Genomic DNA, 17081 nt, shown 5'->3' with positions numbered 1-17081 from the left:
CGGCATCGCCTGGTGACGGCACGGCGTGGCCGGCAGGTAGGCTCAAGCGCCAGTGTGGTCGGACCCAACCGCACTGTCAACGGGGCGGGACCCGTGACCAGCGATACTAACCATGCTTACTATTGGTTGCAGCTTGTTTCTCACCCCGGACCGAAGGAGCAGACATGTCGCTACGCAAGGGAACCTCCGTGGAATGGAACACGCCCCAGGGACCCACCCACGGGAAGATCGTGGAGAAGAAGGCCAGCGATTTCGAACTGGACGGGAACCAGCACCGGGCCAGCGAAGCAGAGCCACAGTACGTTGTGGAGTCCGCCAAGACAGGGGCCCGGGCCGCCCACAAGGCGTCGGCCCTGACCGAGAAGGGCTAGGGCAATGACCGCCACGGCGCATCACGACGTCCTCGTTATCGGCGGCGGCAACGCCGGAATCTCCCTGGCGGCACGGCTCCACCGCTACGGCGTGACTGATATCGCCGTCGTCGAACCCAAAGACCACCACCTGTACCAGCCGCTCTTTTCGCACATCGCCGGCGGCCGGGCGAAAGCGTCCGAGGCGATCCGTTCGCAGGCCTCCGTCACCCCAAAAGGTGTCGAATGGATCCACGACGCAGCCCTGGTTGTCAACGCGGCAGCTGACACCGTCACGCTGGAGTCCGGCGAGCAGGTCACCTACAACCACCTGGTGGTCTGCCCTGGCATGCAGCTGGACTGGGACAAGATTCCGGGCCTGGCAGCCGCCGTCCACTCGCCCTTCGGCGCCTCGCATTACGACTTCGAGCTGGCCCCCAAAGCGTGGACCCTGCTCAGCAGCCTCAAGTCCGGCACCGCCGTGTTCACCATGCCCTCCGGTCCGGCCAAGTGCGCCGGGGCGGCCCAAAAACCCATGTATCTGGCCTGCGATTACTGGAAGGAACACGGAGTCCTCGACAAAATCCGTGTGGTCATGGTCCAGCCGTACTCCAGCGTCTACGGGGTCCCCGGCGTGGACGAGGAACTCAACCGGAAGATCGCCGAATACGACATCGAGCTGCGCCTCAACAGCGAACTGACAGCGGTGGACCCGCTCGGACGCACCGTCGTGATCAGCGACAACGCAGCCGGGACCACCGAGGAAATCCGCTACGACGTCCTGAACGCTGTTCCCCCGCAGTCGGCACCGGACTGGCTCAAGGCCACGGATCTGCCGGCCCCGGGGAACGACGGCGGGTTTGTGCAGGTGAACCCGGAGACCCTCCGGCACGTCCGCTACCCCAATGTGTGGTCGCTGGGCGACGCCGCCGCAACCACTAATTCCAAGTGCGGCGGCGCGCTGCGCAAACAGACCAAAGTGCTGGCGAAAAACCTCGTGGCTGCCAGGAAAGGCGCGCCGCTGACAGAGAAGTACAACGGCTACGCGGTGTGCCCGTTCACGGTGTCCGGTTCAACCGTGGTGTTCGCCGAGTTCGACGCCGACTACCGGCCCATGCCCACCATCCCCAGGATCCCTACATGGAAAGAGAGCCGCGCGTCCTGGGTGGTGGACCGCGACGTCTTCCCGCAGGTCTACTGGAACCTGATCCTCAAGGGCCGGGCGTAGATTCCTCATCGATTGCTCCGTAAATGCCCTTTTGGACCCTCAAAACGGCGGTTACGGAGCAATCGATGGGATTATCTGTCCCGCGCCCGCCACTCGTCCTCAAGGATCGCGTAAACCACTTCCGTGGCCCACTGTCCCTTGTAATGCCACTTGTCTACAAACCGTGCCTCCAACCGCATGCCCAGCCGTTCGCACAGTGCGGCGGAGGCGGTGTTCAGGGTATCGAGCTTGGCCTCAATCCGGTGCATCCCGAGGTCCCCGAACCCGAGTTTCAGCACGGCATCGGCCGCCTCGGCCGCGTAGCCCTTGCCGCGCGCTTCCGGGGCCAGGGTCCAGCCGATCTCACCTTGTCCGCACCCCGGCAGCCACTTCAGCACCACTTCACCGAGCAGGCCCGGAGACCCGGCAGCCTCGATGGCCAGGCACACCCAGTCGCCTTCCTTCTCGAAGACGAAGTTGGCGTACTTCCCAACGGACTCCATGGACTTGGTCAGGCTCTTTGCCGGCCCGGGCAGGAAACGGGCCGTCTCCGGCAGCGAGTGGTAGCCGTGGAAGGCATCCAGGTCTGCCGCTTCGAAGCGACGCAGGACCAGGCGGGCCGTATGGATCGGCAGGGTGATTTCCGGCATGGTTGAAGGCTACCCGGCATCCCATCCGGTGGTCCCCACCGCGCCGTTGCGAGCGCACCACGAGGGCCGGCGGGGACCAACTGCTGGCGCTGAGGTCAGCTTTGGGCCGGGTCCAGCGGGACCGGAACGGTCGGCTGATCGTTCGCCGTCAGGTCAATGCCAAAGTCTTTGGCGAACACGAGCCGCGTGTCCTTGTAGATTCCGGGGTGACCCTCGTCCAGTTCGAAGACGCGGGCGCCACGCAGCCGGTTCCGCTCGGCGCCGTCCAGCCCGTAGGCCCCAAATCCCGTTCCCGGACCGTAGCCAAGCTGCACGCCGTAATAGTCACCGACGTAGGTGTTGACGTGGTCGTGCCCCACGAAGTACCCCCGGACGTCCCCGCGCTCCAGGAAAGCGTTGAACAGGCCGGAGTTGAAGGGTCCCGGGCATTCGTCCTCATTGCGCTCGCCGACGATGCTGTGCTTGGCGAGGGCGCGGGCGTGATCTGCTTCGGTACGCGAGTCGATGCTGGCGAACCACATGTTGCGGTGCTCGTGCAGGGCGATGTGGCCCCACATCAGGGAGGGGATTTTCTTGCCGTACTTCTGCTCCGTGGCGATGGACTGGTTCCGGTACCAGGTGACCTGGTCCATGCGTACCCAGTCCCAGTCGGGGTAACCTTCAAAGTCCTGGCCGTTGATGGCGTCCGGCGCGTACCGGCCGGTGTCAATGAGCCAGAGGCCGAAGACAGGGTCCTTGGATCGCGAGGACTGGACCAGCAGCTGCGAGTTGGACGTACCGGTCAGGCCCGGCACCGAGTCGGCGTTGACGTTGTGGGCGTAACCCTGCAGGAACTGAAGCATCCTGGCTTCGGTCATCCCCGTCCGCTGCGCGGAATCCTCGTCATGGTTGCCGAACGTGATGGCCCACGGAATCCGGCGGCTTTCCATCGGTTTGACCACGTGGTTGAGCGCCTGTTTGACGTCCAGCTCCGAGTCGCATCCGCCGTTGATGACATCGCCATTGATCACCACGAAGTCCGGCTTCTCCGCATCCAGGGTCCGGTCCATGAGCTCTATGGTGCGGCGGTCCGTCTGTTCGTCATCCTGCGTGTCGTTGAACTGCACCACTTTGAACGTGCCGTCCGGGCGGAAGGCAAGCGTGGGTTTGGGCGCCTTCGCGCCGGGGGCAGCCTTGCCCGCGGCTGCAGCGGACACTGTGATTCCCAGCGCCCCGAGCGTTCCGGCTGCCGCCAGGGCCGCTCGCCTGCTGAGTGTGGGCTGGTTGATGCGTGAAGTCACTGTTACCTCTCGTTGCGGTGACGGCCGCAATATCGTGCGGCCTTACTGCCGAGACGATAGAGAGGCCAAGCATCCAGCCCAGGAACTGACAGTGAACGAAAGGTGCCCGCGTAATCCCATCCGCTGCTCCGTAAGCGCCGTTTTGGGCGCCCAAAACGGCAGTTACGGAGCAGCGGATGTACGGACGACGGCGGCAGTCGCCTCTGCGATCGCCTGTTCTTCGTCGGTGGGAACCACCAGGACAGGGATGGCGGACCCGGGCGTGGAAATCACCCTGGGTTCCTTGGACCGCTCACTGTTCAGGCCGGCGTCGAGCTCTATGCCCAAGGCACCCAGTTTGTCCGCCACGAGCGTGCGGAACTGGTGCGAGTTCTCCCCGATGCCCGCGGTGAACACCAGGGCCTTCGCTCCCCCGACGGCCACGTGGTAGCCGCCGATGTACTTGGCCAGCCGGTAGGACGTGACGGCGAGCGCCATGGATGCTTTGGCGTTCCCGGCTTCGGACGCCTCCACCACGGAGCGCATGTCGTTATTGCCGGCGAGCCCCTTGAGACCGGATTCGCGGTTGAGCATGGTGTCGATGTCCTCCGGAGTCCAGCCGGCCCGGCCAAGGAACACGAGGATGGAAGGGTCCACATCTCCCGAGCGGGTGCCCATTACCAGGCCCTCAAGCGGGGTGAAGCCCATGGACGTGTCCACGGATTTGCCGCCCCGGATGGCTGTGACGGAGGCGCCGTTCCCCAGGTGGGCGATGACGCCGTCGAACTCTTCCACCGGAAGGTCCAGCAGCGCGGCGGCGCGGTGCATGACGTACTCGTGCGAGGTGCCGTGGAAGCCGTAGCGGCGGATGCCGTGCTCCGTGTAAAGCGAGTCCGGGACGGCGTAGCGCCAGGCGTGCTCAGGGAGGCTGCGGTGGAAGGCGGTATCGAACACGGCAACCTGCGGCATGTCCGGCCATTTTTTGCTGATGGCGCGGATGCCCAACACGTTGGCGGGGTTGTGCAGCGGGGCCAGCGGGTTGAGGCGCTCGATGGCGCGGGTGATCTCGTTATCGATCAGGACCGGTTCGGCGAACCGCTCCCCGCCGTGCACCACGCGGTGCCCCACCGCAGCCAGTTCGAGGTCGCCGAGCTCGGCGTGGATGGCCGCGTCCACCTGTTCCAGCGCCTCCGCGTGGTCCCGCGGGCCCTCGATCTCGCCGTCGCCGTCGCCGCCGTTGCCCATGCCGATCTTCTCGATCAGCCCCTCGGTCAGCACACTGCCCGCAGCAACATCGCGGACCTGGTACTTGAGCGAGGACGAGCCGGAATTGATGACGAGCACAAGCATGGGGGCCTCCTGAGCCTTACTGGCGTGGTTACAGCCACTATATGTACTGCCGGCGTGGTGGGACCGCCGCGCCGGGGGTGAGCTTCGGTTCGCGCCCCGAGCCACTAAATCCGCTGGACTTGTTTTTGAGAACCATTCTCATTAGAGTGATCGGTATGCAACTCACAGTGATCAGTTCCCTGGACGCCCTGTGCCGCCAGCAGGCGTGCCACGAAGCGGCGGAGGCCAATCCCGGTGCCGTGGTGGTGCTTCACGACCTGCTGGAGAACGGCGTGGTGATCCGGAGGATCTCCGGCCACTCCGGGCTTGTGGAGCGCTCCGAGACGCAGCTGGAACATGGCTGCCTAAGCTGCACCGTGCGGCTGGACCTGGTGCCCGCCATCGAGCGGCTGCTGGACCGCGGGGAGACCGAGGTGATCGTCGGGCTCCCTCCCGCGGTGTCCGCGGAGGCAGCGATCGGGGCGCTGCGGCGGGGTCTTTCCCGCCCGGTGACGATTGGGTCCGCCGTCCTTGCCTGCGCCGCTGACACGCTGGAGGACCACATCTGGGACCGCCACACCTTGTTTGAGTCCGGGTTCACGCCGGTCCCCGAGGACCAGCGTACGGCGGGTGAATTCCTCATCGGCGAGCTGGCGTTCACTGACACCGTCCTGCTGGCGGACGTGGACCTGTTTCCGGCCGCCCCCGCCCTGCGCGTTCGCGGCACCCAACTCGTCAGGGAACTGGCTCCGCACGCCGATGTCGTAGAACACGCCGCCCATATCCGGCCGGGCCGCCACGACTACCAGGACGCCCTCGGCCGGACAGTGCCGGGCACAGTCCGGATCCCGGCGTCGTCCTCCGCCTCACCGTTCACCACCGTGGCGCACCGCGCCCGGCGTCCGCTGCACCCTGAGCGGTTCCGGGACGCCCTGACCACCCTCGCGGAGGGATGCTGCTGGTTGCGCGGCCGCCTCTGGATCGCCGCTGCACCGAAGTGCCGGATCGCCATCCAAAGCATCGGCCCGCGTGTCTGGCTCGAAAATACCGGGCCGTGGCTGGCCGACCAGGACGTCGGTGCGGTGCCGGATCCACTGAACCATGTGGACGCCCACCTGGACTGGCATGCGGAACACGGGGACCGCGGCAGCGTGCTGGCCGCGACCGGCGAAGGCATCGACCCCGCGGAAATTGCCCGGCTGCTCTCCGCGTGCGAGCTCACCGACGCGGAGATGGAAGCCGGACTGGCCGATCCGTTCCGGCTCGACTCCGCTCCATCCTGAACCCGCTACTACCCGCCACCCGAACAAGGAGCAACCCATGAAAGTCAGAAATTCCCTCCGTGCCCTGAAAAAGGTTCCCGGCGCCCAGATCGTCCGACGCCGGGGCCGCACCTTTGTGATCAACAAAAAGAATCCGAGGATGAAAGCCCGTCAGGGCTGAGCCGGCGGCCGACTCACCCGTGCCTGCCGTTGCGCCAGCGGCCGGGGCCTGCATAGAGTCGGCGGGCACGTTACATTTCGCAGAGAGGGACTTCCATGCCGAACGACACCACTCAGTCCGACAACTCAGACAGCACCACGCAGGATCCGGCTTCAGGCTCGGGAACCAAGGACCCCACCGGCGTGGAGGGCGCCAACCCGGCCCTGGACGACACAGGCAAGCCCAAGGCCGAAGAAGTCGGTGACGCCCCCGAGCAGCCCGAGAACCCGGAAAACCTGGATCTCACGCCCGAGGGACTCTCCGACGAGCCGGCCAAGCAGGAAGACCCGGAGAGCCTGGCCAAGCCCGAAAACAGCTAACGCCCGGAGTCCGGCCTGCGAGGTCAGTCCATCGCCTCCACCGAGATCAGGACAATCCCCAGGTCCCGGACCTTCATCAGTACCCCATACAGTGCTGCCTGATCCGGGACGAATCCACAGAGCTTCGTGGTGCCGTCGCCCTCATGGGTCAGTGTGAGGTCACCAAACCAAGCCGACCAGTGTTTTTCGAGGTGCCCGCCGATACGGATCTCGTACCGGGCGGGCACCTCCTGCTTTGGGGACGCCGTCATGGCGCCTCCACCCCCACCGCCGTCGCGTTGTTATGTGCCGGCGCCAGGCGCAGTCCGCTCCACAGCGAATACCCCAGTCCCATCAGGGCAACGCCGAGGGGCAGGGCGAACAGCCTGTCATTGACCTGCGGCAGCAGCGGGAGGAAGAGGGTTGCCACGGAGCCGGCGGCGAGCAGCGCGGCGGCCCAGCGGGCGAGCACCCCGGCGCGGAAGAGGGCGATACCGAAGAGGAGTCCGCCACCGAGGAATGTCACCGCCGACGCCAGATTGAGGACGGACATCAGGCCGATGTCGCCAGTGACCGGGTCCCCCATGACTGTCGCGAACACGTCGTTGACGTAGCCGGGGGTGGTGCGGGCGATCGTGGGCAGGACAGCCGCTCCAATGATTTCGACGCTGAACATGATGAGGTAACCGGCGGCGAAGACCAGGTAGCCCGCCAGCCCGAGCACTCCTGCCTGGGCCACCTGGCGCAGGTACATGCCGGTGATGCCCACGAGTGCAAGCCCGGCCATCAGCGCCTTAAAGGACTGGCGGACGGTGTACTCCGCGGTGGTGGCGAACTCTGCGTCCAGGTGGGGGTGGTTGATCTGGACGCCGATGAACAGCAGGCCCGCGGCGGCTGCGGACAGCCCTGCCCAGCGGGTGAGTTTGGTGGTGGTGATTGACATCTCCGGCTCCCTGAGTCTGCTTCCGGCGGCGGGCGCTGCCGGATAACTCAAAGGTAGGGACGGGTGGTGTGAGACGGCATCACCCGGTGATGTGACTTCAGAGGGTGAACCTGGCCGCCAGAAAGTGCCGGGGCGGTTCCGGTCACAGCAGGCCTCGGTCGCGCGCACGGCTGACCGCCGCCCGCCGGCTGGTGACGCCCAGCTTGGTGAAGATGTGTTTGGTGTGGGTGCGCAGCGTGTTGTGCGAAATGAACAGCGCGCGGGCGATCTCCGGACCGCTCAGCTCGCTGTCGAGGAGCCTCAACACCTGCAGCTCGCGCTCGCTCAGCGGGTCAACGTCCGACGGCGGCCGCTCGCCCGGGTGCGCAGGTCCCGGATGCGGCGGTGGCATCTGCGCAGTCGGCGGCTGCGCCGTTGACTTCTGCTGAAGTGCAGCCGCGGTGAGGAGACGCTGTGCGTGGGCGGCAGCACCGACGTCGTGCGTTGCTGCATCCGGTGCATCCCGCATGGCGTCACGCAGGAGCTTCATCATGGGCGGCCCTTCGTCCAGGAACAGCCGCACGTACTCCTCAGGTTCGGGCGATCCATCAAAGGCAGCGCCAAGGGCCTCAACGGCTTGGCTGCGCTGATCCAACACGTCATGGGCAAGGGCCTGCAGGATGCGGATCTCCACCACGCTGCCCGCACGGCCGGACTCCGTTGCGCGGGCCAGTAGCCGGTCCAACAGGCCCAGCACCTCCGCGACGGCACCGGTATCAGGCTGGGCGCGGTGCTGCGCAATCACAAGCCGGACCAGGGTGAGGTGGTTGTACTCCTGCATGTAACCGGCGCTGTTGGCCACGGATAAGCCGCGGGCACGGGCCCAGCCGGCAGCCCCGGACAGAGTGCCCTGACGTATCCAAACCCGGGCTTTGATAGCCGGGATGGGGCGCACCTCCGGGAAGAACCCCGGCCGGAAAAGCTGCTCTGCCTGGTCCAGGTAGCCGATGGCGCCGTCCACGTCGCCCTCGTCCTGGGCCACCAGAGCACTCGCCACGAACCAGCGGTAGCGGCTCTCGGTGATGGGCCCATTGTGCACGAACGGCGCGGCAGCCTGGAGGTGGTCCTTGGCGCTGCCGAGGTCGCCTGCCTCCCGGCAGATCTCACTGATTGCCACGTGTAGCTCGGCGCTAGCACGCGCCATGGAATCCCCGCGGGCCTCGGCCTGCCGCAGCGCAGTCAGGCAAATCCGGCGCGCCTCACTTGGCCGGCCCGCCGCCAGCCACATGTCCGCGAGGATGACGGTGCTGCTGAGTTCGTCCAGCAGGTTTCCGGCCGCACGCAGGCTCGCAACGGCCTGCGTGAACGTCTCCAACGCATCCTGCACATCGTCCTCCGCCCACGCCGCCAGCCCGAGGAAAGCGCCTGCTGCGCCGCGCGCAAAGTGATGGCCAGGCCCGGCCAGCTCCAGCGCACGCCGGGCGTGGGCCGACGTCCCGGCCACGTCGCCCCTGGCCTGCGCGAGCGAGGCGCGGTACATCGCGATGGTGGCCGGCAGCATCTCAAGCTCCGCGGCTGCGGCCCCCTCCGGCCCGGAAGACGCCGTGGCCCGCTCCACGGCAACCATGTCCTCCCCCGCAGCCGCGCGGTCAATGGCCTCTCGTTCCGCGAGCGCGCGGTCGGCAAGCGCGCGCTCGGCGTCGTCGAACCGCTGCTCCGCCCCGCCGAGGTCGCCGGACGCCATGAACATTCCGCCGTAAAACACGCTCAGCAGCGGGCTGCGCCGGATGACCCGGTCCGGGAGTTCCCTCAGCCAGCCGAACAGCACGGCATCCTGGCGGCTGCGGCGGAGCACCGGTACGGCCCGTTCCACAAGGCGGGCAGCCTGGTCAAAGTCCTGGCCGCTCAGGGCGTGCCGCACGGCGTCCTCGACGTGTCCGTGGGCCTCGTACCAGTGGCTGGCACGCCGGTGAAACAGCGGAATGTGCCCGGGTTCCTCGCTGAGCAGGCGGCCCCGCAGGACGTCGGCGAAGAGGTGGTGGTAGCGGTACCACTCGCGCCGGTCATCCAGCGGGACCACAAAAAGATTCGCGCGTTCCAAGGCCACGAGCATGGCGCCGCCGTCGTCGCGGCCGGTGACCGCATCGCACAGCGGCCCCGTCAGCCTGTCGAGGACCGCGGTGTGCAGCAGGAAATCCCGGACGGCTTCCGGCTGGTGGTCCAGGACCTCTTCCACCAGGTAGTCCACGATGTAGCGATGGTCCCCGGCGAAGCGTTCGATGAATCCGGCGGCGTCTTCATGGTCCCGGAGCGAGAGCGCGGCTAGCTGGAGTGCGGCAATCCAGCCCTCCGTCCGCTGGTCCAGGATGGTCACCTGCTCTGCGGGCAGGTCCAGTCCGGCCGCGTCGTTGAGGTACGCCGCCGTCTCGTCCGGGGTAAACCGCAGGTCTGCGGCGCGGATCTCCACCAGCTCTCCCCGCGCACGCCATCGGGCCAGGGGCAAACCGGGCTCCGACCGGGTGCCCACCACAACGTGCACCTGCGGCGGAAGGTGCTCCAGGAAGTAGGTCATGCCCGTCCCGATGACCTGGCTGTCCACCGTGTGGTAATCATCCAGCACCAACCACACGTCCCGGTCCACGTCCCGGGTCACGGCCGCCAAGTCATTCACGAGGTCGTTCACGAGTATGGTGAGCACCAGCTCGGTAGCCAGTGGCTGGGTCCCGATCAGCTCCAGCGCCGTGGAACCAACGCCGGGCAGGGCGTTCTGGAGCGACGCAATAACGCTGCTCCAGAAAACGGCCGGCTCACGGTCCCCCGGGTCCAGCGAGAGCCAGGCAACGCGGCGGTCCTGGGCTGCGGCGTCACCCAGCCAGTCGGCCAGGAGGGCGGTCTTCCCGAATCCGGCCGGTGCGGACACGAGGGTGAGGCCGGACTCCGTGCCGAGGCCCAGCTTCTCCAGCAGCCGCGGACGCGCCACAAAACCCCGGCGCGGCGCGGGGAGATAGATCTTGGTGGCCATCATCGAACGTTCCATACGAATCCGTTCCAGCCTAGGCGACGGCGGTCGGGCTGGGTGATGATCAGCCTCAAGTTTGATCCCGGCCTCGCAACCGCACTGTCTGCGTCTACGAGCAGTGACTGGCGGCGGCGGCGTTCGATCAGCGGCACCCGGCGACGGCGGCACCCAACCGGGTGCCGCCGTCGGACGTTAACCGCTATGCCTCCGCCGGAACCGGCACCTGCGCCTGGATGGCCGTGATGGCCACCGTGTTCACGATGTCCTCCACGGTGCAGCCGCGGGAGAGGTCGTTGACCGGTTTGCGGAGGCCCTGCAGGACGGGCCCGACGGCGACCGCACCGGAGCTCTGCTGCACCGCCTTGTACGTGTTGTTGCCGGTGTTCAGGTCGGGGAAGATGAAAACTGTCGCCTGCCCGGCCACGGTCGAGCCCGGCATTTTGGACTCCGCGATGGAGGCGTCCACTGCGGCGTCGTACTGGATGGGGCCTTCGACGGCGAGATCCGGGCGGCGTGCACGCACCAGTTCGGTGGCCTGCCGGACTTCGTCCACGGCCTCGCCGGAGCCGGAACCGCCGGTGGAGTACGAGAGCATGGCCACCCGCGGCTCCACCCCGAACTGCACGGCGGTTTCGGCCGAGGCCAGGGCGATGTCCGCCAGCTGTTCCACGTTGGGGTCCGGGTTCACGGCGCAGTCGCCGTAAACCAGAACGCGGTCGGGCATGAGCATCAGGAACACCGAGGAGACGATCTTCACGCCCTCGCGCGTCTTCACGAATTCCAGCGCCGGACGGATGGTGTGAGCGGTGGTGTGCGCGGCGCCGGAAACCATCCCGTCCACCACACCCAGCTGGACCATCATGGTGCCGAAGTAGCTGCCGTCCTGCATGATCTCCAAGGCCTTGGGCAGGTCCACCCCCTTGTGCGCGCGCAGTTCGGCATACTTTTCGGCGAATTTTTGGCGCAGCTCCGAGGTGGCCGGGTCCACGATGTTGATGCCGGCGAGGTCGATGCCGTTGGCCGCAGCCAGCTCGCGCACGTCCGATTCGGGCCCCAGCAGGGTCAGATCGCAGACGTCGCGGCGGTGCAGGATTTCGGCGGCACGCAGGATCCGCACGTCCGTGCCCTCCGGAAGCACCACGTGCCGGCGCTGTCCACGGGCCCGTTCGATGAGGTCGTGCAGGAAGCGGAGCGGGGTCATCCGTTCCAGGCGGGGAAGATGGAGGCGTTCCACCAGCTCGGCCTCGTCCACCCGCTTGGACCACAGGCCCAGGGCTGAGGCCACCTTGCGGCGGTGCCCCGACCAGATCTCACTCCGGACTTCGGAGACGCGCTTGGCCGTCATGTACGTGTCCTCGCTGGCGGCAAAAATGGGGAAGGGAGACTGTGCCAGCAGGGGCAGGATATTGGCGTCCGGAGCCAGGCCGCCGGTGAGAATCAGCGCCGACGGTACGGGGAATTCCGGCGAGAACGACGACGCCAGGCAGGCCACCATCACGTCCGCCCTGTCGCCCGGGACGATCACCAGCGCGCCCTCGTCCAGCACGTGCAGGAAGTTGCCCACGTTCATGGCGGCAACCTTAATGTCCCGCACGTCGCGTTCCATGTCCGCACGGCCGGCGATCTGCCGTACGCCCAGCGCCGCGGCCACCTCACCGGTGGTGGGCCGCGCGATTTCCTCCAGCTCCGGCAGCACATACACCGGCCGGCCGGATGCACCCACAGTGACTTCAGCGGCGATCCGGTCCACGATCTCCGGGTCGGCGCGGTTCACCATGATGGCCAGCAGCGCGCACTTCTCGGCGATCAGCTCCTTGCGGGCAACCTCGACGGCGGCTGCCGCCTCCGCCACGCTGAGTCCCTTCGCGCCCACCACGGCGACCACCGGGGCGGCCAGGTTGTTGGCCAGCCTTGCGTTGAGGTCAAACTCGACGGCGGCGTCCTGGCCGGTCAGGTCCGTCCCCTCCACGATCACCACGTCGCAGTCCTTGGCGATCTCGGCGAAGATCTCCACACAGCGGGCATCGATCTCGGCGCGTTTTCCGTCTGCGAGGAGGGCACGCACCTCAGCGGACGTCAGGCCCCCACGGCAGCGGTCGTCGTCGAGCCCGAACCGTGCCTTCATCAGCGCCACCATCGGGTCATCCGCGGCATCCGGGCCGTGGACCACCGGCTTGAAGAAACCGATCCGGTCCGCGTGCCGGTGAAGAGTGTCCGCGAGGCCCAGGGCTACAAGGGATTTGCCCGAGCCCGGAGTGGTTGCGCTGACGTAAATGCCTTTGGCCATGGTCCGCCCTTTGCTGTGCTGATGCCGGTCCCAACCATCCTTTCACTTCCGGGCTGCGGCGTGCTGCACCGGCTCCGCCGTACCCCCGCCCGCCCCCTCACCCCCGGACGCTCTCTCACTTAACGCAGGTTTTTTCGGGACGCTCTCTCACTTAACGCAGGAAAACCACCGCGGGCCCAGCCGGGGGACGTTCCAGCCCGGTTCCCCCCGGACACTGGCGGCGTATTGCACCCGGCGCTACGGTGGAGGGACAGAGCCGACGTCCACGTGGAGGTTGTCGATGAAGCCACCATCCAGCTCAGCGGGCCGCCGTCAGGCCGCGTTCCTGGCAGCGGTGCTCGCCGCAGTCCTGGCGCTTTCCGCCTGCACGAACTCACCGACGCCCGGCCCTTCGCCCGCCACCACGGGGAGCACATCGCCCGGCTCCGCCGCCACTACCGGCGCTGCTCCGGCTCCGGCCGATCCGGGCACAGCCTTGTCGGTCACCCAAATCGTGGAGAACTTAGCCCCGTCGGTGGTTACCATCTTCACCGACGGCGGGCTGGGCAGCGGTGTGGTCTACTCAGCGGACGGGCTGATCCTGACCAATGAGCACGTGGTCCGCGGCAACACAGAAGTGGAAGTGGGTTTTGCTGACGGCCAGCGTGTGGCCGGCACCGTCAAGGCGACCGATCCCGTGACGGACCTTGCCCTGGTCCAGGCGTCACGGACCGGCCTGCCCAAACCGACATACCAGCCGGCCTTGCCCAAGGTTGGTGAGGGCGCAGTCGTGCTGGGTTCGCCGCTGGGCTTCGAGAACACTGCCACCGCCGGCATCATTTCAGGCCTCCACCGCTCTATTCCCGGATCGGCGCAGGACAGCCTGTCCCTGGTGGACCTTATCCAGACAGATGCGCCGATCAGCCCCGGGAACTCGGGCGGGGCCGTGATCAATATGCGCGGTGAGGTGGTGGGCATCAGCGAGGCCTATATTCCGCCCTCGTCCGGTGCCGTGGCGCTGGGCTTCGCGATCCCGGCAGCCACCGCCGTCGAAGTGGCCGAGGAGCTGTTGGCAGACGGCACGGCGGAACACGCTTATCTGGGACTGACACCGGGCGAACTGACGCGGCCCATTGCCGAGCAGCTGGGCGTCGACGTCAGTACCGGCGTCGTTGTTCTCTCTGTTGACGGGGACGGCCCGGCAGGGCGCGCGGGCATTCGCCCGGGGGACGTCCTCGAATCCATGGAAGGCGTGGCGCTCACCGCTCCGGAGAAACTGCTGGCCGAACTCCGGAGCCGCAATCCGGGCGACACCGTTGGCTTCCAGGTCAAGCGGGGCGGCGAGAGCCTGGACATCAAAGTCGGGCTCAGCGAACGGCCGGCCAGCAACGCCGGCCGGTAGCCGTCCGTTCAGCGCCGTCCGCGGCCGGGCCTGGCCGCGTGCCGGGCCTGGCCGCGTGCCGGTCAGAGCTGGTATTCAGGCTCGCTGCCGCCCAGAGTCTCGTGGACGCACAGGATGTTGTGTTCGGTGTCCATGAACCAGGCGCACTTCTCTGAGTCCGTGGTACAGATGTGGTTTTCGGTCCTCAGGTTGGGCAGGTCGTAGTCCTGGAACCGGACGCCCTTGGCCTCCATGTCCTGCACAATCCGCTCGATATCGTGCACCTCGAAGCTGAGGGCGGTGTGCTCGGAATGTTTGCCGTCCGAGACCGGCTTCAACTGCAGCATCGGGCCGCCGTCGGTACCGAGCAATTCGCTTCCATCCTCTGTCATCCCGCGGTGCGGAAGGCCCAGTTTCTCGGTGTAGAAACTGTGGGCCCGCGCGGGATCGTCGACGGGCAGAATGGTTCTGGCTGTGGTCATCGCTAGGGTCATTTCGCCACCTCCTACGGTGCAAATTTTACGCCCGGGCGGCCGGGAAAGATCCGCCGGGTACCCCCGCCCTTGCCCCCTCAATCGGACGCTCTCTCACTTAATGTGGGTTTCTGGCCAACGCTCTCTCACTCGATCAAACTGCTGAGGCCGTCAGCGCGAGAGGGTTCCGGAAAAACCCGCGTTAAGTGATAGAGCGTTTGGAGAAAACCCACGTTAAGTGAGAGAGCGTCCCCGGGGGTGCGGCTACTCCGCCGGGGTCGCGCGCTGCTGCTTCCGCCGCCGTGCCAGCAGCAGAAGGACACCGCCGACGGCGAGCGCAGCGGCCGCAACACCGGCGGCCAGGAGCAGGCCGGAGGCACCGGTGTTGGCAAGCGCGGCGGGCCGGTCAGCCACGAGCGGACGGACGACGGCGGCGCTGTTACTGAGGGCGGCCGGCGCACCGCCCGCCGCGGTCACCGCCGCCGGGGTTTCGACCACCGGTGCGGGAACCGGAGGCGCCGGGGCGAACTCGAACTGTCTGGCCCCCGACGCGCTGAACCCGTTGACCGTTTCAGCTGTAAAGCGCAGCGGTCCCGCCACTGCAGGGGCCGGGAACGACCACGCACCGGCCGAGTCCACAGGCACCTCAAACGGCGCTTCGCCGGCAACCGTGACCCTGACCTTCGAACCCGCAGCGACTGCCGATGCCGGAGCGGCGGCCACCTGACCGCTGATGGCCTGCCCGGCGTTAAACATTGCGCCGGGGGCCGGCGAGGCGACGGTGGGCCTGTTGAGGAAGAGTTCCAGCTGGTACCCGGGGAGCACCGCGAGCGCGTCCTCCAGCGTGGCTGCCACAGCGAAGTTCGCTGGCGGAGCTTCACCGGGCCTGGGTGCTTCTTCTCCTGCCGCGTGGGTGCCCACCGCGTAGTTCCCGCTCAGCCACGGCCCGCCCGAGTCGCCGCCGCTGGACTGGACATCGAAGGACAAGAAACCATTGAACGCCCTGAGATCCAGGGGGTCTGCCGGGTAGCCGTGCCCCGGCACAACGAAGATCCCCACCACGTCGATCGTTCCACAGGACCAGGCGGACGTCCGGCCCGACCGGCAGACGGGCATGCCCACCACAGGGGCCGAGGTCCCGACGACTTTCACATCCGGTTCCGGTTCTGACGGGTTGCCCCAGGTGCTGGCCGCCGGCATGGGGTCCACGTCGGGCCGGAGGTCATCGATCACGGCGATGTCCGTCCCCACATTGCCGGGGTCGGTGGAATTGCCGGGCCGCAGTACCGTTGTGTTTCCCGGCCCGCCGAACTGGCTGAAGCCAAAGTCTCCGAGCCGCCCGGCCGGAGTTCCAAGGAACTGCAGCGTGGCGGACCGAGCCGAGCCGTCGTTGGTGCAGTGGCCGGCAGTAAGGACGGCGGGCAGCCCCGCCGGATCAAAGGCGGCGAAGCCCGTGGAGCAGACATAGCCGGTGTCGGCGGCATAGCCCAGGCCCCCGGGGACGTCCGCTTCGGGGGCGAGCCGGGCGCCGGCGTCGAGCTCCACGTTGGCAAAGCGCGCCACGAACTCCTCGGCGGAAATCGTGCCCGCGGCGGCAGCGGCCACCTGGCCCGCGGTGCCCGCCGTGCCCGCGGCGGCAGCGGCCTCCTGGCCCGCGACGTCCGCCCCCGCGCTTTCGGGTGCACCCATGCCTTGCTGTGAGGCTTCGGAGGTGTTCACTCCCCCGGTGCGGATGACGAACCCGCTGCCGGTGTGGGCCACTGCCTGGAGCCCTGCCGGTCCCACCTCGCGAAGGTAAGCCTGGTACAGCTGCTGCGTGCTATGCGCGAGCTCGCTGCCCGTCGCGGCTTCTGTCCGGGACGTGGCCGTGGTGCCGGTGGCGTCACCCGGATCAGCCGCCGCCGGAGCGGACCCAGCCGGAGCGGACCCAACCGGAACGGACTCTCCCGGAACGTCCGACGGCGGCGTGGTCCGTACCGCTTCAAGGGTCACCGCCGGGATGGTCACCCTAAGTTTAGCTACCGCAGATTGCAGATCCTCCCCGCTGCCGGCAACTAGAATGCTGCCGTCCTCAAGCCGCGTTCCGAGGTATCCGGGGACGTCCCGCAGCGCCGCGGCAACATCAGCGGCCTGTTTGCCCAGCTGGCCGGCGGCGGCGAATTCCGCGGGCGTCAGGCCGAGGTCCCGGAGGGCGGCCTCGGACAGGCCGGCCCCCGAAAGGCCACCACCCGCCGTCGGGCTTTCCCCTGCATCCAGCGATGGAACCTCTGCCGACGGATCTGAGGACGGAACCTCCGACGGCGCAACCGGCGCCGGAACAGCTGGCAGCGCTGACCCCGGCACCGCCGCCACCGCAGACGCCGGAACGCCGCCCAATCCCACGGCAAGTGCCATCCCCGCTGCCGATGCTGCTCCCCATACGCGCTTCAAACCGGCCGCCTTCG

15 protein-coding genes are annotated in these 17081 nt (G+C 67.5%); 6 read left to right on the top strand and 9 right to left on the bottom strand.

What is annotated here, in order from left to right; translation table 11 throughout:
- Nucleotides 1-164 precede the first annotated feature (164 nt).
- Both GUV69_RS19285 and GUV69_RS19280 read left to right on the top strand, forming a co-directional pair.
- Nucleotides 165-371, top strand: coding sequence for a hypervirulence associated TUDOR domain-containing protein (locus GUV69_RS19285; RefSeq protein WP_164205338.1), 207 nt, complete (start codon nt 165-167; stop codon nt 369-371).
- A gap of 4 nt (nt 372-375) precedes the next feature.
- Nucleotides 376-1578 (top strand): NAD(P)/FAD-dependent oxidoreductase, encoded by a 1203-nt coding sequence (locus GUV69_RS19280; protein WP_164205335.1) that lies wholly within the window; start codon nt 376-378, stop codon nt 1576-1578.
- 71 nt (nt 1579-1649) lie between these two features.
- Here the strand turns inward: GUV69_RS19280 and GUV69_RS19275 are convergent, their stop codons facing one another.
- From GUV69_RS19275 to GUV69_RS19265, 3 genes are all read right to left on the bottom strand, one after another.
- A complete protein-coding gene (locus GUV69_RS19275; RefSeq protein WP_164205333.1) occupies nt 1650-2207 on the bottom strand; it encodes a GNAT family N-acetyltransferase in 558 nt (185 codons plus the stop codon).
- A gap of 95 nt (nt 2208-2302) precedes the next feature.
- Entirely contained in the window at nt 2303-3487 is a 1185-nt protein-coding gene (locus GUV69_RS19270; RefSeq protein WP_164205331.1) for a metallophosphoesterase family protein, read from the bottom strand.
- A gap of 162 nt (nt 3488-3649) precedes the next feature.
- Nucleotides 3650-4816: an acetate kinase gene (locus tag GUV69_RS19265; RefSeq protein WP_164205329.1), complete on the bottom strand. Its 1167-nt coding sequence runs from the start codon at nt 4814-4816 to the stop codon at nt 3650-3652.
- A 155-nt stretch (nt 4817-4971) separates the two neighbouring features.
- On the opposite strand from GUV69_RS19265, the gene GUV69_RS19260 reads away from it, so the two are divergent.
- The 3 genes from GUV69_RS19260 (at nt 4972) to GUV69_RS19250 (ending at nt 6597) form a co-directional block, all read left to right on the top strand.
- Nucleotides 4972-6078, top strand: coding sequence for a GTP-binding protein (locus tag GUV69_RS19260; protein ID WP_164205327.1), 1107 nt, complete (start codon nt 4972-4974; stop codon nt 6076-6078).
- A 37-nt stretch (nt 6079-6115) separates the two neighbouring features.
- Nucleotides 6116-6238, top strand: a complete 123-nt coding sequence (gene ykgO / locus GUV69_RS19255) for a type B 50S ribosomal protein L36 (protein WP_058931424.1) — start codon at nt 6116-6118, stop codon at nt 6236-6238.
- Nucleotides 6239-6333: 95 nt separating this feature from the next.
- Nucleotides 6334-6597: a hypothetical protein gene (locus GUV69_RS19250; RefSeq protein WP_164205325.1), complete on the top strand. Its 264-nt coding sequence runs from the start codon at nt 6334-6336 to the stop codon at nt 6595-6597.
- 23 nt (nt 6598-6620) lie between these two features.
- On the opposite strand, the gene GUV69_RS19245 is transcribed toward GUV69_RS19250, so the two are convergent.
- The 4 genes from GUV69_RS19245 to pta form a co-directional block, all read right to left on the bottom strand.
- On the bottom strand, nt 6621-6848 hold the full coding sequence (locus GUV69_RS19245) for a DUF8691 family protein (RefSeq protein WP_164205323.1): 228 nt from the start codon (nt 6846-6848) through the stop codon (nt 6621-6623).
- Entirely contained in the window at nt 6845-7519 is a 675-nt protein-coding gene (locus GUV69_RS19240) for a hypothetical protein (protein ID WP_208786678.1), read from the bottom strand. The genes GUV69_RS19245 and GUV69_RS19240 overlap by 4 nt, the downstream gene beginning before the upstream one ends.
- Nucleotides 7520-7661: 142 nt before the next feature.
- Nucleotides 7662-10535, bottom strand: a complete 2874-nt coding sequence (locus GUV69_RS19235) for a winged helix-turn-helix domain-containing protein (protein ID WP_164205321.1) — start codon at nt 10533-10535, stop codon at nt 7662-7664.
- Nucleotides 10536-10716: 181 nt separating this feature from the next.
- Entirely contained in the window at nt 10717-12804 is a 2088-nt protein-coding gene (gene pta, locus GUV69_RS19230) for a phosphate acetyltransferase (protein WP_164205319.1), read from the bottom strand.
- Nucleotides 12805-13084: 280 nt separating this feature from the next.
- On the opposite strand from pta, the gene GUV69_RS19225 reads away from it, so the two are divergent.
- On the top strand, nt 13085-14185 hold the full coding sequence (locus GUV69_RS19225; RefSeq protein WP_164205318.1) for a S1C family serine protease: 1101 nt from the start codon (nt 13085-13087) through the stop codon (nt 14183-14185).
- A 62-nt stretch (nt 14186-14247) separates the two neighbouring features.
- On the opposite strand, the gene GUV69_RS19220 is transcribed toward GUV69_RS19225, so the two are convergent.
- Entirely contained in the window at nt 14248-14646 is a 399-nt protein-coding gene (locus GUV69_RS19220; protein ID WP_223883744.1) for a VOC family protein, read from the bottom strand.
- A gap of 255 nt (nt 14647-14901) precedes the next feature.
- Nucleotides 14902-17067: a S1 family peptidase gene (locus GUV69_RS19215; RefSeq protein ID WP_244292786.1), complete on the bottom strand. Its 2166-nt coding sequence runs from the start codon at nt 17065-17067 to the stop codon at nt 14902-14904.
- Nucleotides 17068-17081: the final 14 nt, after the last annotated feature.

It is taken from the genome of [Micrococcus luteus] ATCC 49442, from assembly GCF_010367585.1.
GTDB lineage: Bacteria > Actinomycetota > Actinomycetes > Actinomycetales > Micrococcaceae > Arthrobacter > Arthrobacter luteus_A.
This window is presented reverse-complemented; position numbering and strand designations above follow the sequence as displayed.